This window comes from Klebsiella huaxiensis, from assembly GCF_003261575.2.
In the GTDB taxonomy this organism is placed as follows: Bacteria; Pseudomonadota; Gammaproteobacteria; order Enterobacterales; family Enterobacteriaceae; genus Klebsiella; species Klebsiella huaxiensis.
In genome coordinates, this window is sequence record NZ_CP036175.1 from 1,136,020 (window position 1) to 1,161,637 (window position 25,618).

29 protein-coding genes and 1 riboswitch are annotated in these 25,618 nt (G+C 57.0%); of the genes, 21 read left to right on the forward strand and 8 right to left on the reverse strand.

Translation table 11 applies throughout. The features are described 5' to 3' along the window. Positions 1–3: 3 nt before the first annotated feature. The 8 genes from pduJ to pduA all read right to left on the reverse strand — a co-directional run bounded on the left by pduJ (position 4) and on the right by pduA (position 6,602). Positions 4–276, reverse strand: coding sequence for a propanediol utilization microcompartment protein PduJ (pduJ, locus tag DA718_RS05440; RefSeq protein ID WP_110276474.1), 273 nt, complete (start codon positions 274–276; stop codon positions 4–6). Between the two features lie 18 nt (positions 277–294). Then, entirely contained in the window at positions 295–645 is a 351-nt protein-coding gene (gene pduH / locus DA718_RS05445) for a propanediol dehydratase reactivase beta subunit PduH (RefSeq protein WP_112213935.1), read from the reverse strand. Continuing rightward, a complete protein-coding gene (gene pduG / locus DA718_RS05450; protein ID WP_112213934.1) occupies positions 635–2,467 on the reverse strand; it encodes a propanediol dehydratase reactivase alpha subunit PduG in 1,833 nt (610 codons plus the stop codon). Before pduG ends, pduH begins: the two co-directional genes overlap by 11 nt. Before the next feature lie 137 nt (positions 2,468–2,604). Next, entirely contained in the window at positions 2,605–3,126 is a 522-nt protein-coding gene (pduE, locus tag DA718_RS05455; protein WP_112213933.1) for a propanediol dehydratase small subunit PduE, read from the reverse strand. 14 nt (positions 3,127–3,140) lie between these two features. Continuing rightward, positions 3,141–3,815, reverse strand: a complete 675-nt coding sequence (pduD, locus tag DA718_RS05460; RefSeq protein WP_112213932.1) for a propanediol dehydratase medium subunit PduD — start codon at positions 3,813–3,815, stop codon at positions 3,141–3,143. Positions 3,816–3,825: 10 nt separating this feature from the next. Beyond that, entirely contained in the window at positions 3,826–5,490 is a 1,665-nt protein-coding gene (gene pduC / locus DA718_RS05465) for a propanediol dehydratase large subunit PduC (protein WP_112213931.1), read from the reverse strand. A gap of 18 nt (positions 5,491–5,508) precedes the next feature. Continuing rightward, complete coding sequence (gene pduB / locus DA718_RS05470) at positions 5,509–6,321, reverse strand: propanediol utilization microcompartment protein PduB (RefSeq protein WP_110276480.1); 813 nt, start codon at positions 6,319–6,321, stop codon at positions 5,509–5,511. Further along, positions 6,318–6,602 (reverse strand): propanediol utilization microcompartment protein PduA, encoded by a 285-nt coding sequence (gene pduA / locus DA718_RS05475; protein WP_110276481.1) that lies wholly within the window; start codon positions 6,600–6,602, stop codon positions 6,318–6,320. The genes pduB and pduA overlap by 4 nt, the downstream gene beginning before the upstream one ends. Positions 6,603–7,126: 524 nt before the next feature. Here pduA and pduF point away from each other — a divergent pair. From pduF to cobT, 21 genes are all read left to right on the forward strand, one after another. Continuing rightward, positions 7,127–7,927 carry a propanediol diffusion facilitator PduF gene (gene pduF, locus DA718_RS05480; RefSeq protein WP_112213930.1) on the forward strand — a complete coding sequence of 267 codons (801 nt, stop codon included), beginning with the start codon at positions 7,127–7,129 and terminating at the stop codon, positions 7,925–7,927. Positions 7,928–8,115: 188 nt separating this feature from the next. After that, entirely contained in the window at positions 8,116–9,027 is a 912-nt protein-coding gene (gene pocR, locus DA718_RS05485) for a transcriptional regulator PocR (RefSeq protein ID WP_110275925.1), read from the forward strand. A gap of 316 nt (positions 9,028–9,343) precedes the next feature. Next, a riboswitch (cobalamin riboswitch) is annotated at positions 9,344–9,431 on the forward strand. A gap of 334 nt (positions 9,432–9,765) precedes the next feature. After that, positions 9,766–11,145 carry a cobyrinic acid a,c-diamide synthase CobB gene (locus DA718_RS05490; RefSeq protein WP_112213929.1) on the forward strand — a complete coding sequence of 460 codons (1,380 nt, stop codon included), beginning with the start codon at positions 9,766–9,768 and terminating at the stop codon, positions 11,143–11,145. Next, complete coding sequence (gene cbiB / locus DA718_RS05495; RefSeq protein ID WP_112213928.1) at positions 11,142–12,101, forward strand: adenosylcobinamide-phosphate synthase CbiB; 960 nt, start codon at positions 11,142–11,144, stop codon at positions 12,099–12,101. The genes DA718_RS05490 and cbiB overlap by 4 nt, the downstream gene beginning before the upstream one ends. A 10-nt stretch (positions 12,102–12,111) precedes the next feature. Then, positions 12,112–12,744, forward strand: coding sequence for a cobalt-precorrin-8 methylmutase (locus DA718_RS05500; protein WP_112213927.1), 633 nt, complete (start codon positions 12,112–12,114; stop codon positions 12,742–12,744). Beyond that, a complete protein-coding gene (cbiD, locus tag DA718_RS05505) occupies positions 12,741–13,880 on the forward strand; it encodes a cobalt-precorrin-5B (C(1))-methyltransferase CbiD (protein WP_112213926.1) in 1,140 nt (379 codons plus the stop codon). Before DA718_RS05500 ends, cbiD begins: the two co-directional genes overlap by 4 nt. Next, positions 13,874–14,479: a cobalt-precorrin-7 (C(5))-methyltransferase gene (locus DA718_RS05510; RefSeq protein ID WP_112213925.1), complete on the forward strand. Its 606-nt coding sequence runs from the start codon at positions 13,874–13,876 to the stop codon at positions 14,477–14,479. The genes cbiD and DA718_RS05510 overlap by 7 nt, the downstream gene beginning before the upstream one ends. Beyond that, positions 14,469–15,038 (forward strand): decarboxylating cobalt-precorrin-6B (C(15))-methyltransferase, encoded by a 570-nt coding sequence (locus DA718_RS05515; protein WP_112213924.1) that lies wholly within the window; start codon positions 14,469–14,471, stop codon positions 15,036–15,038. The genes DA718_RS05510 and DA718_RS05515 overlap by 11 nt, the downstream gene beginning before the upstream one ends. Continuing rightward, a complete protein-coding gene (locus DA718_RS05520; RefSeq protein WP_112213923.1) occupies positions 15,031–15,804 on the forward strand; it encodes a cobalt-precorrin-4 methyltransferase in 774 nt (257 codons plus the stop codon). Before DA718_RS05515 ends, DA718_RS05520 begins: the two co-directional genes overlap by 8 nt. Continuing rightward, positions 15,785–16,840, forward strand: a complete 1,056-nt coding sequence (gene cbiG, locus DA718_RS05525; protein WP_112213922.1) for a cobalt-precorrin 5A hydrolase — start codon at positions 15,785–15,787, stop codon at positions 16,838–16,840. The genes DA718_RS05520 and cbiG overlap by 20 nt, the downstream gene beginning before the upstream one ends. Continuing rightward, positions 16,840–17,565 (forward strand): precorrin-3B C(17)-methyltransferase, encoded by a 726-nt coding sequence (locus DA718_RS05530; protein WP_004124467.1) that lies wholly within the window; start codon positions 16,840–16,842, stop codon positions 17,563–17,565. The genes cbiG and DA718_RS05530 overlap by 1 nt, the downstream gene beginning before the upstream one ends. Further along, positions 17,562–18,347, forward strand: coding sequence for a cobalt-precorrin-6A reductase (locus tag DA718_RS05535; protein WP_112213921.1), 786 nt, complete (start codon positions 17,562–17,564; stop codon positions 18,345–18,347). Before DA718_RS05530 ends, DA718_RS05535 begins: the two co-directional genes overlap by 4 nt. A 10-nt stretch (positions 18,348–18,357) precedes the next feature. After that, the gene (cbiK, locus tag DA718_RS05540; protein WP_112213920.1) at positions 18,358–19,152 is read left to right on the forward strand and encodes a sirohydrochlorin cobaltochelatase; all 795 of its coding nucleotides are present in this window, start codon (positions 18,358–18,360) and stop codon (positions 19,150–19,152) included. Further along, the gene (locus DA718_RS05545) at positions 19,149–19,862 is read left to right on the forward strand and encodes a cobalt-factor II C(20)-methyltransferase (RefSeq protein WP_112213919.1); all 714 of its coding nucleotides are present in this window, start codon (positions 19,149–19,151) and stop codon (positions 19,860–19,862) included. The genes cbiK and DA718_RS05545 overlap by 4 nt, the downstream gene beginning before the upstream one ends. Continuing rightward, positions 19,859–20,605 carry a cobalt ECF transporter S component CbiM gene (cbiM, locus tag DA718_RS05550; protein ID WP_112213918.1) on the forward strand — a complete coding sequence of 249 codons (747 nt, stop codon included), beginning with the start codon at positions 19,859–19,861 and terminating at the stop codon, positions 20,603–20,605. The genes DA718_RS05545 and cbiM overlap by 4 nt, the downstream gene beginning before the upstream one ends. Before the next feature lies 1 nt (position 20,606). Further along, on the forward strand, positions 20,607–20,888 hold the full coding sequence (locus DA718_RS05555; protein ID WP_109212485.1) for an energy-coupling factor ABC transporter substrate-binding protein: 282 nt from the start codon (positions 20,607–20,609) through the stop codon (positions 20,886–20,888). Beyond that, complete coding sequence (locus tag DA718_RS05560) at positions 20,875–21,552, forward strand: energy-coupling factor ABC transporter transmembrane protein (protein ID WP_112213917.1); 678 nt, start codon at positions 20,875–20,877, stop codon at positions 21,550–21,552. Before DA718_RS05555 ends, DA718_RS05560 begins: the two co-directional genes overlap by 14 nt. A gap of 8 nt (positions 21,553–21,560) precedes the next feature. After that, the gene (locus DA718_RS05565) at positions 21,561–22,376 is read left to right on the forward strand and encodes an energy-coupling factor ABC transporter ATP-binding protein (protein ID WP_112213916.1); all 816 of its coding nucleotides are present in this window, start codon (positions 21,561–21,563) and stop codon (positions 22,374–22,376) included. Continuing rightward, positions 22,373–23,896 (forward strand): cobyric acid synthase, encoded by a 1,524-nt coding sequence (locus DA718_RS05570; RefSeq protein WP_112213915.1) that lies wholly within the window; start codon positions 22,373–22,375, stop codon positions 23,894–23,896. The genes DA718_RS05565 and DA718_RS05570 overlap by 4 nt, the downstream gene beginning before the upstream one ends. Beyond that, the gene (gene cobU, locus DA718_RS05575) at positions 23,890–24,435 is read left to right on the forward strand and encodes a bifunctional adenosylcobinamide kinase/adenosylcobinamide-phosphate guanylyltransferase (RefSeq protein ID WP_110275907.1); all 546 of its coding nucleotides are present in this window, start codon (positions 23,890–23,892) and stop codon (positions 24,433–24,435) included. The genes DA718_RS05570 and cobU overlap by 7 nt, the downstream gene beginning before the upstream one ends. A gap of 72 nt (positions 24,436–24,507) precedes the next feature. Then, positions 24,508–25,563, forward strand: coding sequence for a nicotinate-nucleotide--dimethylbenzimidazole phosphoribosyltransferase (gene cobT, locus DA718_RS05580; protein WP_112213914.1), 1,056 nt, complete (start codon positions 24,508–24,510; stop codon positions 25,561–25,563). The last annotated feature ends 55 nt before the right edge of the window (positions 25,564–25,618 follow it).

The following is a 25,618-nucleotide window of genomic DNA, read 5'->3' on the forward strand; positions in this document are numbered from 1 at the left end:
CGATCAAGCTTTCGGTAAAATGGCCTCAACGTCGCTGTGCGGACGCGGGATAACGTGGCAGGATTTCACTTCACCCACTACGCTTGCCGCCGCGCTGCCTGCGTCTACGGCTGCTTTAACCGCGCCAACATCGCCGCGAACCATCACGGTAATCAGACCAGAGCCAATTTTTTCATAGCCCACCAGCTGCACGTTGGCGGATTTCACCATCGCATCGGCGGCTTCAATGGCGCCGACCAGCCCTTTTGTTTCAACCAGTCCCAGTGCGTTATTCATACTGCCGTTCTCCTGTGTTTAAGCATGGAGATCCCGAAAAGGGATCCCTTTGACGAGCCGTGCCGCGTTGTTACCTGTGTTGCGTTGGGCTTGACTGTCCTGATGATGCATCAGCGTAAAAAGCGGCGCTGATGCGGGTAAATTCTTGTAGTGCACGACCAGCGTGCGCCGATCGCAGGCAATGCCGACCAGCAGCGGCGAGCTGCGCGCCGCCTGCCAGGCGCTGTCTACGACGTCTCCAGTCGGGTGATGTTGAAGCAGGAAAGGGATGCCTTCCTCTTCGATACCCAACAGCACTTCGCCCCAGAGGCTGGCGCAGTCGTCGATAGCGGTAATGACGATAGCCGGAGTGGTGTGGTTACTGTCCATGAGCAAACTCCTTATACCAGGAGAGAATCAGGCCAGTTGCCACCGCGTTTCTTGGGCCTTCGCTGCCGCGAATATTTCCTCGCCCGGCAACCAGGCGGTAATGCGCCAGCGCATCGGTGACCAGCTGCGGAACCTCGAAATCCAGCGATGAGCCGCCGACCAGCACCACGAACGGAATATCGCGAATGTTGCCGGTGGGGCTGACCTGACGCAGGGCGCGCAGGGCGTTGGTGACGAAGACGCGTTCTTTAGCGCTGCGGCGAATGGCGCGCACCTTTTCCAGCGCTAAATCGCCGGGAAGCGGCACCAGTCCATCGGGTTTCACCACGCAGACGCGGGCGAACACGGCGGGAGGCAGCGGCGTCGGGAAGAACTGGACGCTGCCGTCCTCGTGACGTAAGTGGAACAGGCTTTCGACCTTGGCTAGCGGGTATTTCTTGATCTCCTCCGCCAGATAGCGGTCTTCCAGCCCCAGCTCGCGGGCAATGATCATCGTGACCATATCGCCTGCACCGGCGAGGTGGGTGGCGATAATTTCGCCTTTGGGGTTGATGATTGACGCATCTGTAGAACCTGCGCCGAGATCGAGGATCGCCAGCGGTCGGGTGGTACCCGGCGTGGTTAACGCGCCCAGAATCGCGGCTTCGGCCTCAGCACCGCCGATTTGCACGTCGATATTGAGCTTTTGTTCGATTTCACGGGCAATCATCGCCATTTGCAGACGGTCTGATTTCACCATCGAAGCGATGCCGACGGCCTGTTCCAGCGAGAACTCCCCTGCAAGACCTCCGGTGACGCTGACGGGTACAGAAGTATCAACGGCTAACAGATCCTGAATAAAAATCTCGCTGCTGGGCTTGTTGGTCAGTTCGGCCATGGTCTGACGCACGTGTTCCAGCATGCCGCCGATGTTGGTCCCGGCCTCGCCGGTCACGTTATCGAGTTTGTTGCAACCATCGACCGCTTTCATGATGGCTTCGGCACCGGCGGCAACATCGACGCGCACGGTACGTCCTTGAGCCAGCAGTTCCAGATTACCGGCAGGTATGGCGCGCGCTTTGACGTCGCCAGAGGGCGTTTTGACCACCACTGCAGAGCGGTTGCCGATCAGCGCACGCGCCATTGGCACGATATTTTTCGTCTCATCGGCGGTGAGGTTAAATACGGTGGCGATACCGTAAGGGTTGGAGAGGGTTTCGATAACCTTCCCCGGAACGGCGACTTCAATCGCCGCCAGCATCCCCAGCGGAATGCGGTCGATGTACAGAACTTCATCAACAATCGGCAGCGGTTTTTCCAGTCGATTGCTGACCAGTACGCCATCATCGCGCTGCAAAATGACGCCGGTAATCTGGTATCCGGCGCGCATAGAGGCGTTGATGACGTTGGCGATGTCGGCAAAATCGAATGCCGATGACACCACCAGAATATAGGACGAGTCCGCCGGGCGGGTTAACAGCTCCTCCGGCGTAATCGTGATACCCACACCAAGGCCTACTCCACCCGGCGTTTTCGGGTTATGGCCGATCATTGTCGATTCGGTGATGATGGTTTCGGTAATCGTCTCCATCGCCACATCGCCAATGACCGGCGTGGCTTCGTTAATGCGAATGAGCGAAATATCGCTGACATTGATCCCCGCGCGCTTTGCGGCGAGGGCCAACGCTTCCTGAATGCCAAACACGTTACGCAACGTGCCTTTGATTCCGGTGGTTTCCGCCAGCGCGCTGTGCGTAATCGTCAGTGTGCCTGCGCCATCAAGCGTCGCCAGCGCGACTTCCGTTGATGAGTTGCCGATGTCAATGCCAGCTATATATCGCATCGTATATCCTTTTTCTCGTCGTACTTCAAACTGCCTTTTTGTTGGCTGCGTTCTTTCACCCGAATCACTTACTACAGTAAGCTCATCGGGGTTCACTCACTTGCCGCCTCAATGCATCTCGAATTACTTAGAGAAAGCTAATCGTCGCCTTTGAGTTTTTTGCGCTCGACGTACAGCGTTGCCGCTTCACGAACAAAAGCTGCGCAAATTTTTGCCTGATAGCGGCTTTCGAGATCGTCAGCCATTGCTATCAGCTCTTCTTTGGTGGAACGATACGGGCGAAGAGCGTTGTAGATTTCAAGAATGCGATCGTCCGGTACTGCGGTCAGTTCGGCGGCGCGTTCAAAGTTCATCGCCAGCCTGTCGCGACCCGCATCTTTGGCGATAGACGCCTGTAAACGCAGGGTTTCCGGGGTAATACGCATATCCTGAGCGGTGACTTTATTGCTCAGCACGTTTTCCAGCGTGAAGTCATCCAGCGTTTTGTTGGTGGCGGTTTTCACCCACTCCGGATGTTTGTTCGCCAGCGGATAATCGCTAACTTTTGCGCTACGGGTCGCGTCACTAGCGACAGGAGCCGCCGCTGGCGCATCGCCCTGCAGGCTGTTCATGCGGCTCAATACGTCCCGAACCATCGATTCAATTGCGTCGGTATTCATGGAGTTATCCTTTATCAAAGCGCCACGCGCAGTTCCTGCGGGTTTTTGCCCGTCACGACGTATTTGGTCTCTTTAATGTGCAAAATGGCCGACTTCGCCTGGTATTTCGGGCGTGCCATCTGGTCATTAAGCGTAGGGACCGGCTGCGGTGATTCGCGCTTCGCATAGCGGGCGGCGTTTTTACCAATCTGCCGATAGGTTTCCAGCGTCAGCAGCGGTGCCTGCGGGAACAGCTCCAGGTTGGAGAGCGGCGGCAGTCCCTGTTGATGGATAACCGTGGTGCCTTTCGACTGGATGCCGATGGAGATACCCGAGCCGCTCAGACGGTTGCCTTCAACGGCGACAAACGCCACGTCGGAGGATTTAAAGCAGCGAATCACGCGCGCTTTGACGCCTTCTTCTTCGATACCGGCAATGACTTCGCGCAAAATGCTCTTATGCGGTAAGCCGACGATATTGACGGTCTGCGCCAGGCCAAATGCCGGGCCGACGGCGATAATGACTTCGTCCTGCTGAGTGCCCTGGCGAGCTTCGCCCACTTCGGTCAGAAAGCCGTCGCCCGCAGGCGCAGCGGTCTGTGGTGCAGTGGATGCCGCAGGCGCATTAAACGAGACGGGTTTATCGCTGCCCTTCATATCGCGGAGCACGTCTTCAATTATCTGGCGCAGCAATTTTTCATTAATTTCCATTTCTCACCCCTTAATCAATCTCGTTGGGATCAAGAGCGCCAGGGATGTTTTTAATCTCTTCCCAGCGTTCTCCCTGCAGGCGATAACCCGTTGCCGGACCGGCATAGTCATTGACGTCATTAACCGCAGAGAGCACCTGTCCGTCGCCGACGATAATGGCGGAGGTGTGCAAATAGTCCCCGGTCAGCTTGGCTTTCTGGATGTTGAGCATGTCCTGCGCAACATCGGTAAATCCGCCCTGAGCCAGCGCTTTCACCACTTCCAGGCCGTTACGGTTTTTGCTGATGATTTCCTGTGCGAACTTGATATCTTCAACGATGTTACGTTCCGGCATATCTTTCGAACCGTGGGCGTAGGTCGCGGCTTCGACTTCTTCGTCGGTAATTGGCGGCAGACCCATTCCGGCAAACACGGCCTGCAGGGCGCGAGCCGCTTTGTTACGAATAGCGATAACGTCTTCTTCGCGAACCGGACGCAGACCGCCGTCCACTTTCAGGTCGCGCTGGATAACGTTGTAATCGTCAAAATCTTCCGCATCTTCGTTGGAACCGGCGAACATGTTGTCGTAGTTCGGCACCGCGGAATAACCGGAAGAGATAAAGTCGGTACCCGGCAGGAACTGCATCAGCAGGCGTGCGGTACGACGCATATCGGAGTGGGTGAAGGTCTGGTCATTACTGGAGGCGCATTCCAGATCCAGCGATGAGCAAATCAGGTTTTCCGCCAGCACCGCACGAATGCCTGATGGCACGGCAGACGGCACGCCGATACAGCTTACGGAGCCATTTTGCAGACCCTGAACGCCAGCGGCTTTGGTGATATAGATGCAGCGCGCTTCCAGATAAAGCATCGATTTACCTTCGGCGTAGCCCATCTGTACTTCAGAGCCAGAACCGGAGGTGAAGCGCATTTTCAGGCCGCGAGAGGCGTAGGACGAGGCCAGGAAGCCCTTCGACCACGGAGTATCGTCGCCGTCGGTAAATACAGGTTCAGTACCGTATACGGAAATAGTTTCCGCATAGCAGGTGTGGCCTAACATACCGAGCTTCAGCTCGGTGGCTTCTTCCAGGGAGCACTGAGTCAGCACGCCCGGACGACCTACCTGTGAACCTACCAGCAGAGCGATGGCGTTGAACGGGGCATAACGCGCTACCGCAACCGTCGTCTCTTGCTCATCAAACCCGCGCCATGCGCCTTCGGCGGCGTCGGCGGCAATTTGCACCGGGTTATCTTTGACGTTGGTGACGTGCGCCTGTTGAGAAGGGGTGCGGCGTGCGCGCATTTTCTGCATCGACATCATCATCTCGACGACGTTCATATGCGAAACCACTTCGACAATTTTCGCCGGGGTCATGGCGGTGGTCAGGGGGACGATGTCGCTGCGTTTTACATTGGGATCGCACAGCATGTTCGCCAGCTTGACCGAATCCATCGCCATGACTTCTTCTGCACGATTCAGGTTAATACCGTAGCGGGCAATAAAGTGGTCGATCAGGTCGAATTCGCTAACCGGTTTCCCGTCCAGCTCGGTCACCGCGCCGTTTACGATTTTAATCGACGGTTTCGGGTCGTTCGGGCTTTCCATCGCGATAAAGCCTTCTTCGATCCACTCTTTAACGAAGCCGTCCTGATTCACAGGGCGTTTCGCGAGTGCTTCAAATCTTTTCGATCTCATGAATCAGCCTCGTGGGGTTTAGATGTAGGACGGGCGATCGTTTTTCGGTTCAGAACCGAGGGTCGCAAGGACAGTTTTGCCAATTTCGCGGGCGGAGGTGACCGCCTGACGGACTGCGCCGGAGTCGCCAGAAATCACCAAAATGGCTTCGTTACTGAAGCTCGTGCCGTGCGCCGGAGAGCTGTAAGCGACCACTTCAACGTTGGCTGATTTCAGAGCAGTATCAGCCATTAACACACCGACGGAAGCCGGAGCGCCGACGATGATGCCGCAGGCTCGACCAATGGGCGCACCGAACGCTTTTTCAAGGGCGTAGCTGGCGCGGGCGGTGTATTGCAGCTCGATATGCCCGGCTTCGTTGCCGTAAACATCGCCGAAGGTACGATCGAGCTCTTTCAGCGCGACTTCGATACCGCGCTTGACGTCAGAAACGTCGTTGCCGCCTAAAATAATCAGCGAACCGTGACCTGCTCCGCCTTTGGTATCGCGAGGAAGTTCGATGCTGACCACTTCGGTGTTAGTGGCTTTCACCGCTTCGTCCGCCGCCATAATGTGCGGACCTGCGCCGGTACGTGCGCCAAGAATGCCGATGGAGCGATAGCGCTTTTCAAGCTTCATCGCGTCCAGCAGGGCGGTATCGACGTTAGCGATAACCAGACCCAGGGTGTCGCCAATGGCGGTCCCGACAAATTCCGTTAAACTGCAGCTTTTTTCTGCCATAGCCGTCTCTCGTATAGGATGGGGGTGAGTAGGGGTGGCCTGCTGTTCCGGCGTTGCCACTCGGGCAATCACCTGCGCCATGATCTGTTCAACCAGCTCATTGCTGCTCATTGGCTAATTCCCTTCGGTAAGATTTTTTCTACATCGGAGTGAGGACGTGGGATGACGTGTACGGCTTTCACTTCACCCACGTTGCGTGCGGCGGCGGAACCTGCATCGGTTGCCGCTTTAACCGCACCGACATCGCCGCGGACGATGACGGTTACCAGCCCGGAGCCAATCTTTTCATAGCCCACTAACATCACATTGGCCGATTTAACCATTGCATCAGCGGCCTCTATGGCTGCGGTTAAGCCTTTGGTTTCTACCATTCCTAGTGCTTCTTGTTGCATAAAGACCTCGCATGGAGTGTTCCGATAGTTGGGACTATAAGAAGATGCGAGGAAAAAGAATGGCTGACTTGAATTTGATGATGAAAAAATAGTGAGTCATCAATAATATAAAATTGCTAACTTATAATTTAACTTATTGATTTTTATTGTTTTATTTATTTATATTGATGTGATTATTTTGTTTTGTATATTCCATATTTACAAAATTGTTTATGACGGATTTAATTTTATCTGCTATGCGAAAAAAAACGATTTGTGATGCTTGTTGGAAAACGGTGAGTTGGTTATAGCAATATTTTTGCATGCTTCATGAGATGATTAATTGCAAAAGCCACGCGTGTGCTATGTCGCCAGCAATTATTTAATGGCAATAATTTGTTATCCATGCCCGAATTTTCCGAGGTGGCCGTCAGCAGGTTGCCAACAATTTGCAGACAGGAATTCATATAGTGGTGCCCGCTGTACTCTACTGCCAGCAGGATGTTGGCTGGTCAGGACACAAACTCTGTTAAGAAGGTGTCACAATGAATGATTCGCTAAAAGCGCAATGTACCGCCGAGTTTTTGGGCACCGGGCTATTTTTGTTTTTTGGCATCGGTTGCCTGAGTGCGTTAAAGGTGGCGGGAGCAAGCCTCGGATTGTGGGAGATTTGCATCATATGGGGATTGGGGATCTCTCTTGCTGTCTATCTGACCTCAGGAATATCCGGTGGCCATCTCAACCCTGCTGTTACCGTCGCGTTGTGGTTATTTGCTTGTTTTCCGGGACGAAAAGTTTTTCCTTACATCATTGCACAGGTCGCAGGCGCCTTTGGCGGAGCTGTGCTGGCCTACGTGCTTTACAGCACAATGTTTACCGAGTTTGAAGCCACACACCATATCGTGCGCGGTAGCGTAGAGAGCCTGCAGCTGGCAAGCATCTTTAGTACCTATCCGGCGGTATCATTGAGCCTCTGGCATGCGGCGCTGGTCGAAGTGGTGATTACCTCCATGCTGATGGGGATGATTATGGCACTGACTGACGATGGTAACGGTGTGCCAAAAGGGCCGCTGGCTCCGCTGCTGATTGGTTTGCTGGTCGCGGTTATTGGCGCATCCACCGGGCCCCTTACCGGGTTTGCGATGAATCCGGCGCGTGATTTTGGACCGAAGCTGTTTACGTGGATGGCGGGCTGGGGTGATATCGCGATGACTGGCGGACGGGATATTCCGTACTTTATTGTGCCGATTGTTGCACCGTTAATCGGGGCCTGTCTGGGGGCGGCTATCTATCGTTATCTGATTGGTAATAACTTACCTTGTAATACCTGTAAATTAGAGGATTGATGTATCCGCTGAAATAACTAAAAATTTTCATGAACCGGTATCACGAAGTCGCCCAAAATGTCTCCCACGGATGGGAGACTTTTGCTATCGTATTATTCTTTTATCGTTGGCGGCAAATGATGATGAAAGGAAGTGAATATTAAAGAAATGTTTTATTTATAACAAAAAATTAACTGAGAGGTTTTATCATGATTTCTGCGAGCACACTGAACTCAGAACTCATCAATAAAATCGCACAGGATTTTGCGCAGGCCACCAGTCTGGCGGTTGTGGTAGTCAATATTCACGGTGATGAAATATCTGAACTGTTTAATTTCACTCCTTTTTGCCAGCTTATGCGTCAGCACCCCCAGCACAGCACCCGCTGTCGGATGAGCGACCGTTGCGGCGGTCTTGAGGCTTCAAAAACCGATCAGCTCTGTATCTACCGCTGCCACGCCGGGTTAACCGATTTTTCCATCCCTTTGGTTATTGCCGGGCACCTGGTGGGCTTTGTGCTATGCGGGCAGGTGCGCTTAAGTAACGATGTTGAACTTGTCGACATTTTGAACGTTGATGACCGCTGGCAGGCCGATCCTGAGCTGGTCAAAGCGTTTCGCGACGTACCGGAGATGGACTACTCGCGCGTCATTGCTTCCGCCGATTTACTAAAACTAATAGTAGAAAACTGCCTAAAAAAACAGCTCAATTTTGTCGTGATTAAAGATAATCCGCAGCAGCCTGAACCCGCGCGCGCCAGCCGGGCGGTCAGCCCCCATGACAGTAAAATGAAGAAGGCGTTACGCTATATCGATGCCCATTTGTCTGATGAGCTTCGTCTGGAAGACGTTGCCGCCCATGTTTATCTCAGCCCGTACTACTTCAGTAAGCTGTTCAAGAAATATCAGGGGATCGGCTTTAACGCCTGGGTAAATCATCAGCGGATGGTGAGCGCTAAAGAGCTGCTTTGCCACAGCGACTGGAGTATTGCCAGCATTGCACGAAATTTAGGATTTTCGCAAACTAGCTATTTTTGCAAAGTTTTTCGCCAGGCTTATCAGGTAACTCCGCAGGCTTATCGTCAGCAAATTAATGCCAGATCACAAACTGAACCATTTTAAATGACAATATTTTGTTATTGCCGATTTTTGATATGCCCCCGTATCTGCCTCATTATAAAATGAAAAACTCTCATCCAGAGCAATAAATTGTCGTAGCGCAACAAATTAATAATGAGAGAGCGCTAAGCTGCACCAGTTTTTATTTATTTGATGGGATAGAGTGTTATCAGAAATTGCTTTCAGGTCGCCGCAGGCGTAATGAAAAGATTTTGCAATTAGATATTAGAAACGACGGAAGCCATCCAGCCTCCGTAAGATGTTCCAGAAATTCTTCGAGTGAGGACTCATCCCGCTCGAGAAAATCGACAGGTGCCAGGGAAGGGGGTGTAAATCCCCCGCAGCCCCCGCTGCTGTGATGCTGACGAACCCATATATACGCTAAATAATTCGCGTTGTAGGAAGGCTGAAAGAGAGTGACAAATTCGTCTGGAACGAATTTGAACAGCCATAGGCTGGCTTTAGTGAGGGACAGGGATGTCCCTCATAATCTCCAGGAGCTTACACTGGTAAGTGACTGGGATGAACAAGTGAAGCCAACGCACATACAACGTGAAGTATGACGGGTATGACCACTGATCCGATTACTGGATTGGGAAGGATGGGGAAGGACGACGCTAAGCCAGAAGACCTGCCTGTCGGTGACTACCAACAACTTCGGTGGGAAGTGGGTTGCTTAGATGCGTACAGTCGAAAGACTGGGAATGCTCGCAGCCCTACCACCCTGAACAGGATCAGGGTATGGCAGCCAGGCAGCATGCATTTATTCTCGCAGGGACCGGCAGCGGTTGTGGCAAAACCACCGTTACGCTCGGTCTGCTCAGCCTGCTGAAACAGCGCGGCATGCGGGTTCAGCCCTGTAAAGTCGGCCCGGATTATCTCGATACTGGCTGGCATACCGCCGTCAGCGGCGTTGCTTCCCGTAACCTCGACAGCTTCATGCTCCCCGAACCGGTTCTTAATGCGCTGTTTTGTGAACAGATGCAGCAGGCAGACATCGCGGTTATTGAAGGCGTCATGGGTCTTTATGACGGCTACGGCACCGACCCGAATTATTGCAGCACCGCCGCGATGGCCAAACAGCTCGGCTGCCCGGTGATTTTACTGGTCGATGGCAAAGCGGTATCCACCTCCATTGCCGCCACGGTGATGGGATTTCAGCACTTCGATCCCAGCCTGAATATCGCTGGCGTTATCGTCAATCGCGTTAACAGCGAATCCCACTATCAGCTACTGAAAGGCGCTATTGAACGCTACTGCGCGCTGCCGGTTCTCGGCTACGTGCCGCGAGTGGAAGGCGTGGCCTTGCCCGAACGCCATCTGGGGCTGGTGACCGCCCGAGAATCGCTGGTTAACCAGCAGCCGTGGCGCGATTTTGCCCAAACGCTGGCGCAAACTCTGGATATTGAACAGCTCCTTACCCTCAGCCAGCTCACCTCCTTACCCGTCGGGGAGTGGCCTGTGCTGCCGTCGCTTGACGCCGGAGCGGGCCTGACCTTGGCGCTGGCCGACGACGAAGCCTTCAACTTTTACTACCCGGATAACCTCACCCTGCTTGAACGTTGTGGAGTGAATATTGTGCGCTTCAGCCCGCTGCATGATAGTGAACTCCCGCCGTGCCAGATGATCTGGCTCGGCGGCGGCTATCCCGAAATTCACGCTGCAGCGCTGGCGGCCAATACGTCAATGCTGGCGCAACTGCAGGAGGCGCACCGGCGCGGCGTGGCGATTTACGCCGAATGCGGCGGTCTGATGTATCTCGGTAGCACCCTGGAAGACGCCAGCGGTGAAATTTACCCCATGGCCAATCTTATTCCTGGCCATAGCAAGATGGGCAAACGGCTCACCCGCTTTGGCTACTGCGAAGCGAGGGCGATGCGGCAAACGCTGCTGGCAGCACCCGGCGAAACCCTACGCGGGCACGAGTTTCACTACTCAGATTTCATCCCGGAAAATCCGGCAGTGCTGGCCTGCCGTAAAGTGCGTGACGGCCTGACGCTTCAGCAGTGGTCGGGGGGCTGGCAGGTGGGCAACACGTTCGCCAGTTACCTGCATCTGCATTTCGCCCAGCGTCCGGCAATGCTCAATCACTGGCTGGCTGCGGCAAGGAGCGCCCAATGACGCTACTGGCCTGGAGCGTGGCCTGGATCCTCGATTTTATCATTGGCGACCCGCAGAGCTGGCCGCATCCGGTGCGCTGGATAGGCAATCTGATCTCCGCCGTCCAGCGTAGCGTGCGCCGATACTGCCGCAGCGACTTTGCTTTACGCGTCGGCGGCGGGGTGATGTGGGTTATCGTGGTCGGCCTCACGTGGGGTATCTCCTGGGGCGTGCTGGCGTTAGCGCAGAGTATTCATCCGTGGCTTGGCTGGGGGGTTGAGGTGTGGATGATCTTCACCGTGCTGGCCGGGCGCTGTCTGGCGCAGTCGGCACGGGATGTTGAGCAACCGCTGCGTGTGGGCGATTTGGCTGAAAGCCGCGTCAAACTCTCATGGATTGTCGGGCGCGACACGTCGCAGCTTGAGCCGCAGCAGATTAATCGTGCGGTGGTGGAAACGGTGGCGGAAAACGCCGTTGACGGCATTATCGCGCCGCTCTTCTTTTTGCTGCTGGGCGGTGCGCCGCTAGCGATGGCCTATAAAGCGGTCAACACCCTCGACTCGATGGTCGGTTACAAACATGAAAAATACCGCGCCATCGGCATGGTTAGTGCCCGCCTTGATGATGTTGCCAACTTCATTCCTGCTCGCCTGAGCTGGCTGCTTATCAGCCTGGCCGCCTTTTTTTGCCGCGAAGCGGGCGGCCGTGCGCTGCGTATTGGCTGGCGCGATCGCTACAACCACAGCAGCCCGAACTGCGCCTGGTCAGAGGCGGCGGTTGCCGGGGCGCTCGGCATTCAGCTTGGCGGCCCCAATGATTACTTTGGTCAGCGCGTGGAGAAGCCGTGGATTGGCGACGCGACGCGCGACATTGCCGTAGACGATATTTCCCGAACGATTCGACTGATGTGGGTAGCCTCGACCCTGGCACTGGCGCTGTTTATGGCGACGCGGTACTGGCTGGTTGGCGTGGCCTGAGGACAAATAAATGCACTATATCCAGCAACCACAGGCGATTGAGGCGAAAAGCTTCGACATTATTGGCGACATTATTGCAGAAACTCGCCCGGACTACCGCTTTGCCAGCTCGCTGCATGAAGCCATTATCAAACGGGTGATCCACACCACCGCCGATTTTGACTGGCTGGATATTCTGTGGTTTTCACCCGATGTTCTTGAGCGCCTCAGCGCTGCCCTGAGCCAGCCCTGCACCCTGTATACCGATACTACCATGGCGCTCTCCGGGATTAATAAAACCCTGCTGGCTAAATCCGGTGGCGAGTGCCGCTGCTATATCAGCGATCCGCGCGTAATGGCTGAGGCGAAAGCGCAGGGGATGACCCGTTCGATGGCGGCGGTTGACATCGCGGTTGCCGAAGAGGGGGAGAAAGTATTTGTTTTCGGCAATGCGCCCACTGCGCTGTTTCGTCTGCTGGAACATGATGTCGCGGTGAACGGCGTGATTGGCGTGCCGGTTGGTTTCGTCGGCGCGGCGGAATCGAAAGAGGCTCTGACGCAAAGCAACCTGCCAGCCATTGCCGCCCTGGGTCGCAAAGGCGGTAGCAACGTCGCCGCGGCTATCGTCAACGCCATTCTGTATCACCAGCAGGGGGCGCGATGAGCGAGCAATCCTTTGATGACCCGGTGTGGCACAACGGCAAGGCATTGCGTAAAGGCTATACCACCGGCTCCTGCGCGACGGCGGCGGCAAAAGTCGCGGCGCTGATGGTGATGCGCCAGCATCTGATCCATCAGGTCTCGATTATTACCCCGTCCGGCGTGACGCTGTGTCTTAACGTCGAGTCGCCGCACGTCGAAGGACAGCAGGCGATTGCCGCGATTCGTAAAGACGGCGGCGACGATGTTGATGCCACCCACGGGATGATGATTTTTGCTCGAGTGGCGCTTAATGATTCTTCTGAGATTACGCTGCGCGGCGGCGAAGGCGTCGGCACCGTGACGCGCAAAGGGATTGGCCTGCCCATCGGCAGCCCGGCGATTAACCGTACTCCGCGCCACACCATTGAGTCAGCGGTGCGCGAAGCGATTGGCCCGTCACGCGGGGCTGAGGTAGAAATTTTCGCACCGGAAGGCGAGGAGCGGGCGCAGAAAACCTACAACTCGCGGCTCGGAATTTTAGGCGGCATCTCGATTATCGGCACCACCGGGATCGTCACGCCGATGTCGGAGGAGAGCTGGAAACGTTCGCTGTCGCTTGAGCTTGAAATTAAGCGCGCGGCAGGGCTGGAGCGGGTGGTGCTGGTGCCGGGCAACCATGGTGAACGCTTCGTTCGCGAGCAGATGGGAATTGATTCTCAGGTGGTGGTCACCATGAGCAACTTCGTCGGCTACATGATTGAAGAAGCCGTGCGCCTCGGGTTCCGTCAGATTGTGCTGATCGGCCATCCCGGCAAGCTGATTAAAATTGCCGCCGGTATCTTCCACACCCACAGCCATATTGCCGATGCGCGGATGGAAACGCTCGTCGCGCACCTGGCGCTGCTCGGCGCGCCGCTGGAGCTTTTGCGGTTGGTCAGCGAATGCGATACCACTGAAGCGGCGATGGAACATATCGACGCGTACGGTTTTCAGCATATCTACGACCATCTTGCCGAGCGCATCTGCCTGCGCGTGATGCAGATGCTGCGCTTTACCAAAACGCCGCCCACCTGCGACGCCATCATGTTCTCCTTTGATAACAAGGTTCTCGGCAGCAATCGCCCGGTCGAAGAGATCGCACGGGAGATGTCATGTTAACGGTTGTCGGCATGGGGCCGTCGGGCCTGCATCTGATGACGCCCGCGGCGCGTGAGGCGGTGGCGACGGCAGACGCTTTGGTCGGCGGCAAGCGGCATCTATTGCAGTTCCCTGAATTTCACGGCGAGCAGTTTGCGCTGGGCGCCAATATTGCCGAGCTGCTGGAATGGCTCGAAGAGCGTGAAGCGCAGCAAGTGGTGGTGCTGGCCTCCGGCGACCCGCTGTTTTACGGCATCGGCACGCGGCTGATTGCCCACTTTGGCATCGAACGCGTGCGCATTATCCCCGGTATTAGTGCGGTGCAATACCTGTGCGCCCGCGCCGGAATCGACATGAACGATATCTGGCTGACCAGCAGCCACGGGCGAGAGGTCTCTTTCGATGAGCTGGCTCGCCATAGCAAAGTGGCGATGGTGACCGACGGACGCTGCGGGCCGCGTGAAATCGCCGCCCAGCTAGCAGCGCGAGGAAAAGGGTATCGCTGGATGGTGATTGGCGAAAATCTGGCGATGGAAAATGAGCGCATTCACTGGCTGCCGGTTAGTGAGGTCGACGCTGAATATGAAATGAACGCGGTGGTGATCCTCGATGAAAGATGAGCTTTTTCTGCGCGGCGAGAAAGTGCCGATGACCAAAGAAGCGGTTCGCGCGCTGGCGCTGGCCAAACTTGAACTGCACCGGGCAAGCCACCTGATTGATATCGGTGCCGGTACCGGCAGCGTGTCGATTGAGGCGGCGTTGCAATACCCCTCGCTACAGGTGACGGCAGTCGAACGCAATCCCGCAGCCCTGCAGCTGCTTGATGAAAATCGCCAGCACTTCGCCTGCGGCAACATTGAGATCCTGCCAGGCGTTGCGCCGATGGTGATTACCGAACGGGCCGATGCCATTTTTATGGGCGGCAGCGGCGGCCATCTTGGGGAACTGATTGACTGGTCCTGGCAGCAGCTCTATCCCGGCGGTCGTCTGGTGATGACCTTTATTCTGCAAGAGAACCTGAACTCCGCCCTCGACTACCTGCAACAACGGGGGATCAAACAGGTCGATTGCCTCCAGCTTAACGTTTCGTCGCTGACCACGCTTGGCAGCGGCCACTATTTCAAACCGAATAATCCCGTTTTTGTTATCGCCTGTCAGAAGGAAGAAAACCATGGCTGAGACATTTGACCCCCGTAGTGTGTGGTTCGTTGGCGCAGGGCCGGGCGACCGTGAGCTGATTACCCTCAAGGGTTACCGCTTGTTGCAGCAGGCCCAGGTGGTGATCTACGCCGGTTCGCTGATAAACACCGAATTACTGGAGTATTGCCCGGCAGGAGCTGAGTGCCACGACAGCGCCGAACTCCATCTGGAGCAAATTCTCGACCTGATGGAAGCGGGCGTAAAAGCCGGGAAAACGGTGGTGCGTTTACAGACCGGAGACGTCTCGCTGTACGGTTCGGTGCGCGAGCAGGGTGAAGAGCTGACTAAACGCGGTATCGACTGGCAGGTTGTACCAGGAGTCAGCGCGTTTTTGGGCGCGGCGGCGGAGCTGGGCGTCGAGTACACCGTGCCGGAAGTCTCTCAGAGCCTGATTATTACCCGTCTTGAAGGGCGCACGCCGGTACCGGAGCGCGAGCAGCTTGAATCCTTTGCCAGCCACCAGACCTCGATGGCGATTTATCTCTCGGTGCAGCGCATTCATAGGGTGGCGGAGCGCCTGATTGAAGGCGGCTACCCGGCCACCACGCCGGTGGCGGTTATCTATAAAGCGACCTGGCCGGAAAGCCAGACCGTGCGCGGCACGTTGGCCGAGATTGGCGACAAGGTCCGCGATGCGGGGATCCGTAAAACGGCGCTCATTCTGGTCGGGAATTTCCTTGGGGATGAGTATCACTACTCAAAACTCTACGCGGCGGACTTTAGCCATGAATACCGTAAAGCCTGAATCTATAGCTCTTTTCTGCCTGACCCCCGGTGGCGTAACGCTGGCTAAACGGCTGGCAGCAATGCTGCCGTTAACCTGCTTTACCAGTGAGAAGCTGCTGGAAGAGGGGTTTCTGCCCTTTGAAAACGGCTTCGCCAACGCCGCGCGCGAGGCCTTCAGCAGCTACTCGGCGCTGATTTTCATCGGCGCGACCGGCATTGCAGTGCGCGTGCTGGCCCCACTGGTTAATGACAAGTTCAGCGACCCGGCGGTGGTGGTGATCGATGAACGCGGGCAGCACGTCATCAGCCTGCTCTCTGGTCACGCGGGCGGGGCTAATGCCCTGAGCCGCTATCTGGCAGGAATGCTGGGTGCGGACCCGGTGATCACCACCGCCACCGACGTTAACGATATGGCGGCCCTGGACACGCTGGCATTCCAGCTTAATGCGCGAATGACCGACTTCCGCGCGGCGGTGAAAATCATCAACCAGATGTTGGTTAGCCATCAGCGCGTCGGCCTGTGGTGGGATGAGGAGCTGAATGAAGACGTCAGCCATTGCGACCGGCGCGGGTTTATTACCGTCTCTGACCTGAGTCAGCTTCCCGAACTGGATGCGCTTATCTGTATCACCTTGCGCAACGAATTGCCGGAGATCGCCATACCGCACTGGAAGCTGGTGCCGCAGCGCGTCGTTGCGGGCATCGGCTGCCGCCGCGATACGCCGTTTCCGCTGTTAGCGGCGCTGCTGGCGCGCCAGCTTGAAGCGCAGCGGCTCGATCCTCTGGCGCTGAAAGCCATCGGCAGCGTTACGCTGAAAAAACACGAGCAGGGGCTGATCCAGCTGGCCTCCTGCTGCCGCGTGCCGTTTGAAACCTTTACCGCTGACGCGCTGCGTGAGCATGAGCATCACTTTCCTGCCTCATCGTTTGTCAGAAAAACCGTTGGCGTGGGGAGCGTATCGGGTCCGGCGGCCTGGCTGCTGAGCCATGGGCAACTTTTAGGCGAAACCCTGCGCGAGCAGGGCGTCACAATTACTTTGGGAGTTTCACACTGATGTTAAGCGTAATCGGAATTGGCCCTGGCTCACAATCAATGATGACCATGGAAGCGATAGAGGCGTTACAGGCGGCGGAAATCGTCGTGGGTTATAAAACCTACACCCACCTGGTGAAAGCCTTTACCGGCGATAAGCAGGTGATCAAAACCGGGATGTGCAAAGAGATTGAACGCTGCCAGGCGGCGATTGAACTGGCGCAGGCCGGGCATAACGTGGCGCTGATTAGCAGCGGCGACGCCGGTATTTACGGCATGGCGGGACTGGTGCTGGAGCTGGTGAGCAAGCAGAAGCTGGATGTGGAAGTTCGCCTTATTCCAGGAATGACCGCCAGTATCGCCGCCGCATCGCTGCTGGGGGCACCGCTAATGCACGACTTCTGTCATATCAGCCTCAGCGATCTGCTGACGCCGTGGCCGGTGATTGAAAAACGCATCGTTGCCGCAGGCGAAGCCGACTTCGTTATCTGTTTTTACAATCCGCGCAGCCGTGGCCGCGAAGGGCATCTGGCGCGCGCCTTTGAACTGCTGTCGGCCAGTAAAAGCGCACAAACGCCGGTGGGCGTAGTGAAATCCGCCGGGCGCAAAAAGCAGGAAAAATGGCTGACCACCCTGGGAGAGATGGATTTTGAGCCGGTCGATATGACCAGTCTGGTGATCGTTGGCAACAAAGCGACCTATATACAGGATGGCTTGATGATCACGCCGCGAGGCTACGTGCTGTGAGCTACGGCGAGGTGCTGGTCATGGGCGGAACCAGCGACGCGCGGGCGCTGTGCCAACAGCTGGACGCGGCGCAGGTCAAATACACCCTGTCGGTGGCAACGCCGACCGGCCAGCAGCTGGCGGGCGATATTCAGGGTCAGGTTCGCTGCGGACGACTTGAGCTGGAGGAGATGGTCGCCTGGCTAAAGGCCAACCGTACCCGCTGGGTCATTGACGCTTCGCATCCCTACGCCGAAGTGGTGAGCCGCAACATCATCCGCGCCTGTGAAACCGCTGGCGTGTTGCTGAGCCGCTATCAGCGCCCGGAACAGCTTAGCGACCTGACGCATCCACAGCTTTATACCGTGCAGAGCATCGAAGAAGCCTGCGATGTGGCGCGGGGCTTTGGTCAGCGCGTGCTGCTCACCACGGGAAGCAAAGATCTGGCGCGCTGGCGGGCAGGATTAGGTGAAAAAACGCTGCTGGCTCGCGTGCTACCGGTAGCCGATGTGATTGCCCAGTGCGCCGAACTTGGCTTTGGCGTCGGCGAGATCTTCGCGCTATGCGGGCCGTTCAGCGCCGAGTTTAACGCCGCTTTTTACCGCCAGTGCCGCGCCGATGTGGTGATCACCAAGGCCTCCGGCGCGGAAGGCGGTTATCAGGAAAAAGTACAACCCTGTCTCGATGCCGGTATCCCCTGCATCGTGATTACGCGCCCGGCACCGCTGGTGACGGGTGAAGAGTTACTGGAAAGTCAGGCTGCCTTTGCCCAACGCTTAGCGCGCTGGCTGGCCGCTGCTTAAGGAGTCAGAAATGAAAAAAGCGCTTCTGGTGATCAGTTTTGGCACCAGCTATCCCGACACCTGTGAAAAGAACATTGTCGCCTGCGAGCGTGAGCTGGCGGCCAGCTGTCCTGACCGCGATACGTTTCGCGCCTTTACCTCCGGGATGATTATTCGCAAGCTCAAGCAGCGTGACGGTATCGAGATTGATACGCCATTGCAGGCTTTGCAGAAGCTCGCCGAACAGGGCTATCAGGATGTGGCGATTCAGTCGCTGCACATCATTAACGGCGATGAATACGAAAAGATCGTTCGCGAAGTGCAAAGCATGCGCCCGCTGTTCGCCCGCTTGACGTTGGGCTCGCCGCTGCTGAGCAGCCATGACGATTATGTTCAACTGATGCAGGCGCTGCGCCAGCAAATGCCGCCGCTTGCTGAGAAAGAAACGGTGGTCTTTATGGGGCACGGTGCCAGTCATCACGCTTTCGCCGCCTACGCCTGTCTGGACCATATGATGACCGCCCAGCGCTTTCCGGCGCGAGTGGGCGCGGTCGAGAGCTATCCGGAAGTCGACATTCTTATCGACAGCCTGCGCCAACAGGGGGTGACGGGTGTTCACCTGATGCCGTTGATGCTGGTGGCGGGCGATCATGCCATCAACGACATGGCCTCCGATGAAGAGGACTCCTGGAAAACGCTGTTCAATGCCGCCGGTATTCCGGCGACGCCGTGGCTTAGCGGGCTGGGAGAAAATCCGGCGGTGCGTGCAATGTTTGTCGCCCACCTGCAGCAGGCGCTGAATCTGGCAATGGAGGAAGCAGCATGAGCGGCAAACTGTATGCCCTGAGCACCGGGCCGGGCGCGTCCGATCTGATTACCGTTCGCGCGGCGCGCATTCTTGGCAAACTGGATATTCTCTACGCCCCCGCCGGACGTAAAGGCGGCGACAGCCTGGCGCTCTCCATCGTGCGCGAATATATCGGCGAACAGACCGAAGTGCGCTGTTGCCATTTCCCGATGAGCGCCGACAGTGCGGAAAAAGAGGCGGTGTGGGATGAAGTTGCCGCCGCGCTGGTGCATGAAGTGGAAGCAGGTAAGCAGGTTGGGTTTATTACCCTCGGCGATGCCATGCTGTTCAGCACCTGGGTGTTCTTACTCCAGCGTATCGGTTGCCCGGAGTGGCTGGAGATTGTTCCTGGCGTCACCTCTTTCGCCGCTATCGCCGCGCGTTCAAAAACGCCGCTGGCCATGGAGCAGCAGTCGCTGGCGGTGATCTCCTGTACCGCGCCGGAAGAAGAAATTGAACAGGCGCTACGCCAGCATGAAAGCCTGGTGCTGATGAAGGTCTACGGCCGCTTTGCGCGTATCAAAGCCCTGCTGGCCAAAAACGGCCTGCTCGATGCCGCCTTGATGATGTCTGAGGCCACGCTGCCGGGCGAGCAGTGCTGGCATCACCTGGATGAAGTCAGCGACGACCAGCCGCTACCTTATTTCTCGACCATTCTGGTCAATAAACAGTGGGAGTATGCAGAATGAAACTTGAACAACAGCTAAAACAGCTGTCTTTCAGTGGCTTAGCTGCGGCGCTATTACTGATGATAGTGCCCGAGCAGGCCTTCGCTATGCACATCATGGAGGGCTTTTTACCGCCGATGTGGGCCCTGGCGTGGTGGGTGCTGTTTTTACCTTGCCTGTGGTATGGGCTGGTGCGCCTGCGCCGTATCGTGCAGGAAGACAACAATCAGAAGGTACTGCTGGCGCTGTGCGGGGCGTTTATTTTTGTTCTTTCGGCACTGAAAATTCCTTCAGTCACTGGTAGTTGTTCGCACCCGACTGGCGTCGGCCTGGCGGTGATCCTCTTCGGACCGGGCGTGGTGGCGATCCTTGGCGCTATCGTGCTGCTTTTCCAGGCGTTGCTGCTGGCGCACGGTGGGCTGACAACGCTTGGCGCGAACGGCATGTCGATGGCAGTGATTGGGCCGGTGGTCGGTTATATGGTGTGGAAAATGGCCTGTCGCGCGGGGATTCGCCGCGACGTCGGGGTCTTTCTCTGCGCGATGCTGGCGGATCTGGTGACCTACTTTGTCACCTCCGTGCAGCTTGGCGTGGCCTTCCCGGATCCGACGGCGGGCGCAACCGGCTCGATCGTCAAATTTATGGGGATCTTCTGCTTGACGCAGATCCCGATCGCCATCGCTGAGGGGTTACTAACCGTCATGATCTACGACCAGTTGACCAAACGCCAGCTGATCACCGCGCAGACCGCACAGGGGCATTAACATGAAAAAGACGCTGATATTGTTAGCCATGGTGGTGGCGCTGGTGATCCTGCCATTCTTTATCGATCACGGTGGTGAATTTGGCGGTTCGGATGGTGAAGCGGAGAGCCAGATTCAGGTGGTCGCACCGCACTATGAGCCATGGTTCCAGCCGCTGTACGAGCCGGCGAGCGGGGAGATTGAAAGTCTGCTGTTCACGTTACAGGGCTCCCTTGGCGCGGCGGTGATTTTCTATATTCTGGGCTACAGCAAAGGCAGACAACGCCGTGATGACCGGGTTTGACCGACTCAGCTATCAGAGCCGCTGGTTTCACGTCGCGCCAGAGCGCAAGTTTCTGTTCTGGCTGCTGCTGATGGTGCTGGCTTTTACCCTGCCCCCGCTGGGGCAGGGGATTGAAATGGTGCTGATTGCCGCCTTGACCTGTTGGCTGCTGCGGGTTTCGCCGTGGCGCTGGTGCCGCTGGATGGCGCTGCCGTTCGGCTTCCTGCTGATTGGTGTGCTGACCATTTTGTTTAGCTTCAGCCGCGATCCGCACGCTCTGCTGGTGAGCGTTCCGTTGGGAAGCTTTTGGCTGGGCATCACGTCTGCGGGGCTGAACACCGCTAATGAGACCTTCTGGCGCAGCCTGGCGGCGCTGGCATCCACCTTTTGGCTGGTGCTGAATCTGCCGTTCCCGCAGCTGATTTTGCTGCTTAAGCGCGGTCGGGTACCACGACTGTTGACCGAACAAATCCTGCTGACCTGGCGCTTTATTTTTATTCTGTTGGACGAAGCGCTGGCGATTCATCGTGCGCAAACTTTGCGATTTGGCTACCGTAGCGTGCCGAAAGGCTACCGTTCGCTGGCGATGCTGGTGGGGTTGCTGTTTACCCGTGTGATGATCCGCTACCAACAAATGAGCACCACGCTGGATATCAAACTGTACCAGGGTGATTTTCACCTCTAAGGATAAGTATGCTTGCCACGACCGATCTCTGGTTTCGCTATCAGGATGAGCCGGTGCTGAAGGGGCTGACGCTGGATTTTTCTCACCACTCCGTGACCGGGCTGGTAGGGGCAAACGGCTGCGGAAAATCCACGCTTTTTATGAACCTGAGCGGCCTGCTGCGCCCGCAAAAAGGGGCGGTGTTGTGGCAAGGGAAGCCGCTGGATTATGGCAAGCGCGGCCTGCTGGCGCTGCGTCAACAGGTGGCGACCGTATTTCAGGATCCGGATCAGCAGATCTTTTATACCGATATCGACAGCGATATCGCCTTCAGCCTGCGCAACCTGGGCGTCGCGGAAGATGAAATCGCCCGCCGGGTGGACGATGCGCTGACCCTGGTTGATGCGCAGCCTTTTCGCCAGCAGCCGATTCAGTGCCTGAGCCACGGGCAGAAAAAACGCGTGGCGATTGCCGGAGCGCTGGTGCTGCAGGCACGCTATTTGCTGCTTGATGAGCCCACGGCGGGCCTCGATCCTTCCGGGCGCGCGCAGATGATTGACATCATCAAGCGCATTGTCGATCAAGGCAACCACGTGGTGATCTCCAGCCACGATATCGATCTGATATATGAAGTCAGCGATGCGGTTTACGTTTTGCGCCGCGGCGAAGTGCTGGCACACGGCGAACCCGGTGAGGTGTTTGCCCGCAGCGAGCTGATGACACAAGCCGGGCTCACCCAACCGTGGCTGGTGAAGCTGCATGCGCAGCTGGGACTGCCGCTGTGCAAAACCGAAGGCGAGTTTTTTGAGCGGATGCGAAATCATGCAATGAAGGAGGCGTCATGACGCTGGCAATTATGTTACAGGGCACCGCTTCCGACGTCGGTAAAAGCGTGCTGGTGGCGGGTCTGTGCCGTATTTTTTATCAGGACGGGCAGCGTACCGCGCCGTTTAAATCGCAGAATATGGCGCTCAATTCTGGTATCACGCCGGATGGCAAAGAGATGGGGCGCGCGCAGATTTTCCAGGCTGAAGCTGCGGGCATTGCCCCGGATGTGCGTATGAACCCGGTGCTGCTTAAACCGACCAGCGACCGCAAAGCGCAGGTGGTGCTGATGGGCAAGGTGGCAACCGATATGGATGCGGTGAGCTATCACGAATACAAGCCGCGTCTGCGCGAGCAGATCCTTTCGGTCTATAACAGTCTGGCCGCCGAACATGATGTGCTGGTGCTGGAAGGGGCGGGCAGCCCGGCGGAGATCAACCTGCGCGACCGCGACATCGTCAATATGGGCATGGCCGAAATGGCGCAGTGCCCGGTGATCCTCGTGGCGGATATCGACCGCGGCGGCGTCTTCGCCTCCATTTACGGCACCCTCGCGCTGCTGCACGACCATGAACGTGCGCGGGTCAAAGGGGTGATCATTAACAAATTTCGCGGCGACGTGACGCTGCTTTACTCGGGTATCGAGCAGATAGAAGCGCTGACCAACGTCCCGGTGCTCGGCGTGATGCCGTGGCTGGATGTTGATCTCGAAGACGAGGACGGTGTAGCGCTGCAAAAGGGTAAATACCTGCGTACCGACAGGCGCGATATTGAGATTGCCGTGGTTCAGGTGCCGCATATTTCCAACTTTACCGACTTCAACGCGCTGGCGGCGCAGCCGGACGTTCGCGTGCGCTATGTTCGCCAGCCGCAGGAGCTGGCGGGGGTTGATATGGTGATCCTGCCGGGCAGCAAAAATACGCTCGGCGATCTGCTCTGGCTGCGCGAAAGCGGGATGGCGCACGCGGTGCTGCAGGCCCAGCGTCAGGGCGTGCCGGTGCTGGGGATCTGCGGTGGCTATCAGATGCTCGGCGAAACCATTATTGATGAGGTGGAATCGGGGCTTGGCACGCAGCCGGGGCTGGGTTTGCTCAATACCGTAACTTATTTCGCACAGCATAAAACCACGACTCAGGTCACGGCGACGATGGCTCCGGCGCTACCGGAGTGGCTGGCGGCAACGGCAGGACTTGCCGTACGTGGCTATGAAATTCATATGGGCGAGACCGAGCTGCACGACGGCTGCCGCTCGCTGATGCAATTACATAAAAACGGGCTGAGCGTGGCGGACGGCGCGGTGAGCGACGATGGCCTGGCGTTTGGCACCTATCTTCACGGCCTGTTTGATAGCGATGAATTCACCCGCGCGCTGGTTAACGGCCTGCGTCAGCGTAAAGGACTGGCGGCGCTGGATAGCGATTTCGAGTATGCGCAGTACAAATCCCAGCAGTTCGATCTGCTGGCCGACGCGATGCGTCAGCATATCGATATCGGAAAAATCTACGCCATCATGCGTCAACATCAGGAGCCCGTATGCTGACTTTAGTCACCGGCGGGGCGCGCAGCGGTAAAAGTCGCCATGCCGAAGCGCTGATCGCCCACTCGCCGCAGGTGCTGTATATCGCCACGTCACAGATTTTTGATGATGAGATGGCGGCGCGGATCCAGCACCACCGCGACGGCAGGCCTGCGCACTGGCGCACGGCTGAGCGCTGGCAGCAGCTTGATGAGCTGATAACGCCGGATAACCATCCCGAAGAAGCGATTTTGCTGGAATGCATCACCACCATGGTCACCAATCTACTGTTTGCGCTGGGGGGCGACAGCTCGCCAGACGGCTGGGATTACGCGGCGATGGAGCGGGCTATTGACGCCGAAATCGCGGTGCTGATTGCCGCCTGTCAGCGCTGCCCGGCTCACGTGGTGCTGGTAACCAACGAGGTGGGGATGGGGATCGTGCCGGAAAACCGTCTGGCCCGCCATTTCCGCGATATCGCCGGGCGGGTGAATCAGCGCCTTGCGGCGGCGGCGGATGAGGTCTGGCTGGTGGTGTCGGGCATCGGCGTGAAAATTAAATAAACAGGCGCTCCGTACCGGGAGTTATTCTTCCTGCTGGCTCTGCCGTGAGCCAGCCAACATGATGAGAATCCTATGCAAAGCTTAACCTCTCTACTGGGCGCGATCCCCGCGCTTGATGAAAATGCGATGGCGCGCGCGCAACTTCACATTGATGGCCTGCTCAAGCCGCCGGGAAGCCTTGGACGCCTTGAAGACCTTGCCATACAGCTGGCGGGAATGCCTGGTCTTGAAGGCGTCCCGCAGGTGAAAAAGAAGGCGCTGCTGGTGATGTGTGCCGACCACGGCGTGTGGAACGAAGGAGTTGCTATCTCGCCTAAAGCGGTGACCGCGATTCAGGCGGCGAATATGACCCTGGGGAAAACCGGCGTTTGCGTGCTGGCGGCGCAGGCGGGCGCGAAGATGCACGTGATTGACGTCGGGATCGATGCCGAACTTATTCCTGGCGTTATCAATATGCGCGTGGCGCGCGGCTGCGGCAATATCGCCGTCGGCCCGGCAATGAGCCGTGGTCAGGCCGAAGAGCTGTTGCTGGAGGTGATTCGCTATACCCGTGGGCTGGCGGAAGATGGCGTCACGCTGTTTGGCGTTGGCGAGCTGGGGATGGCGAATACCACCCCGGCGGCGGCGATTGTCAGCGTTCTGACCGATAGCGACGCGCAGGAGGTGGTGGGGATTGGCGCCAATCTGCCGTTGGCTAAAATGGGCAATAAAGTGGACGTGGTGCGCAGGGCTATCGCCGTCAACCAACCCGATCCGCATGATGGTCTGGACGTGCTGGCGAAGGTGGGCGGTTTTGATTTATTGGGCATGGCGGGCGTGATGCTGGGTGCGGCTTCCTGCGGGTTGCCGGTGCTGCTCGATGGCTTCCTGTCTTACGCGGCGGCGCTGGCGGCGTGTCGGATTGCGCCGGAAGTGAAACCCTACCTGATACCGTCGCACTATTCGGCAGAGAAGGGCGCACGCACTGCGCTGATGCATCTGGAGCTGGATCCGTATCTCAATATGGGTATGCGTCTGGGGGAAGGCAGCGGCGCGGCGCTGGCTATGCCAATCGTCGAAGCGGCCTGTGCGATGTACCACGATATGGGCATGCTGGCGGCGAGCAATATTGTTTTGCCAAAAGGCTGAGGAGATTTGCGGGGACGGTGCTAAGCCGTTCCCGTGAAAGGTCTGAGGTTTGCGG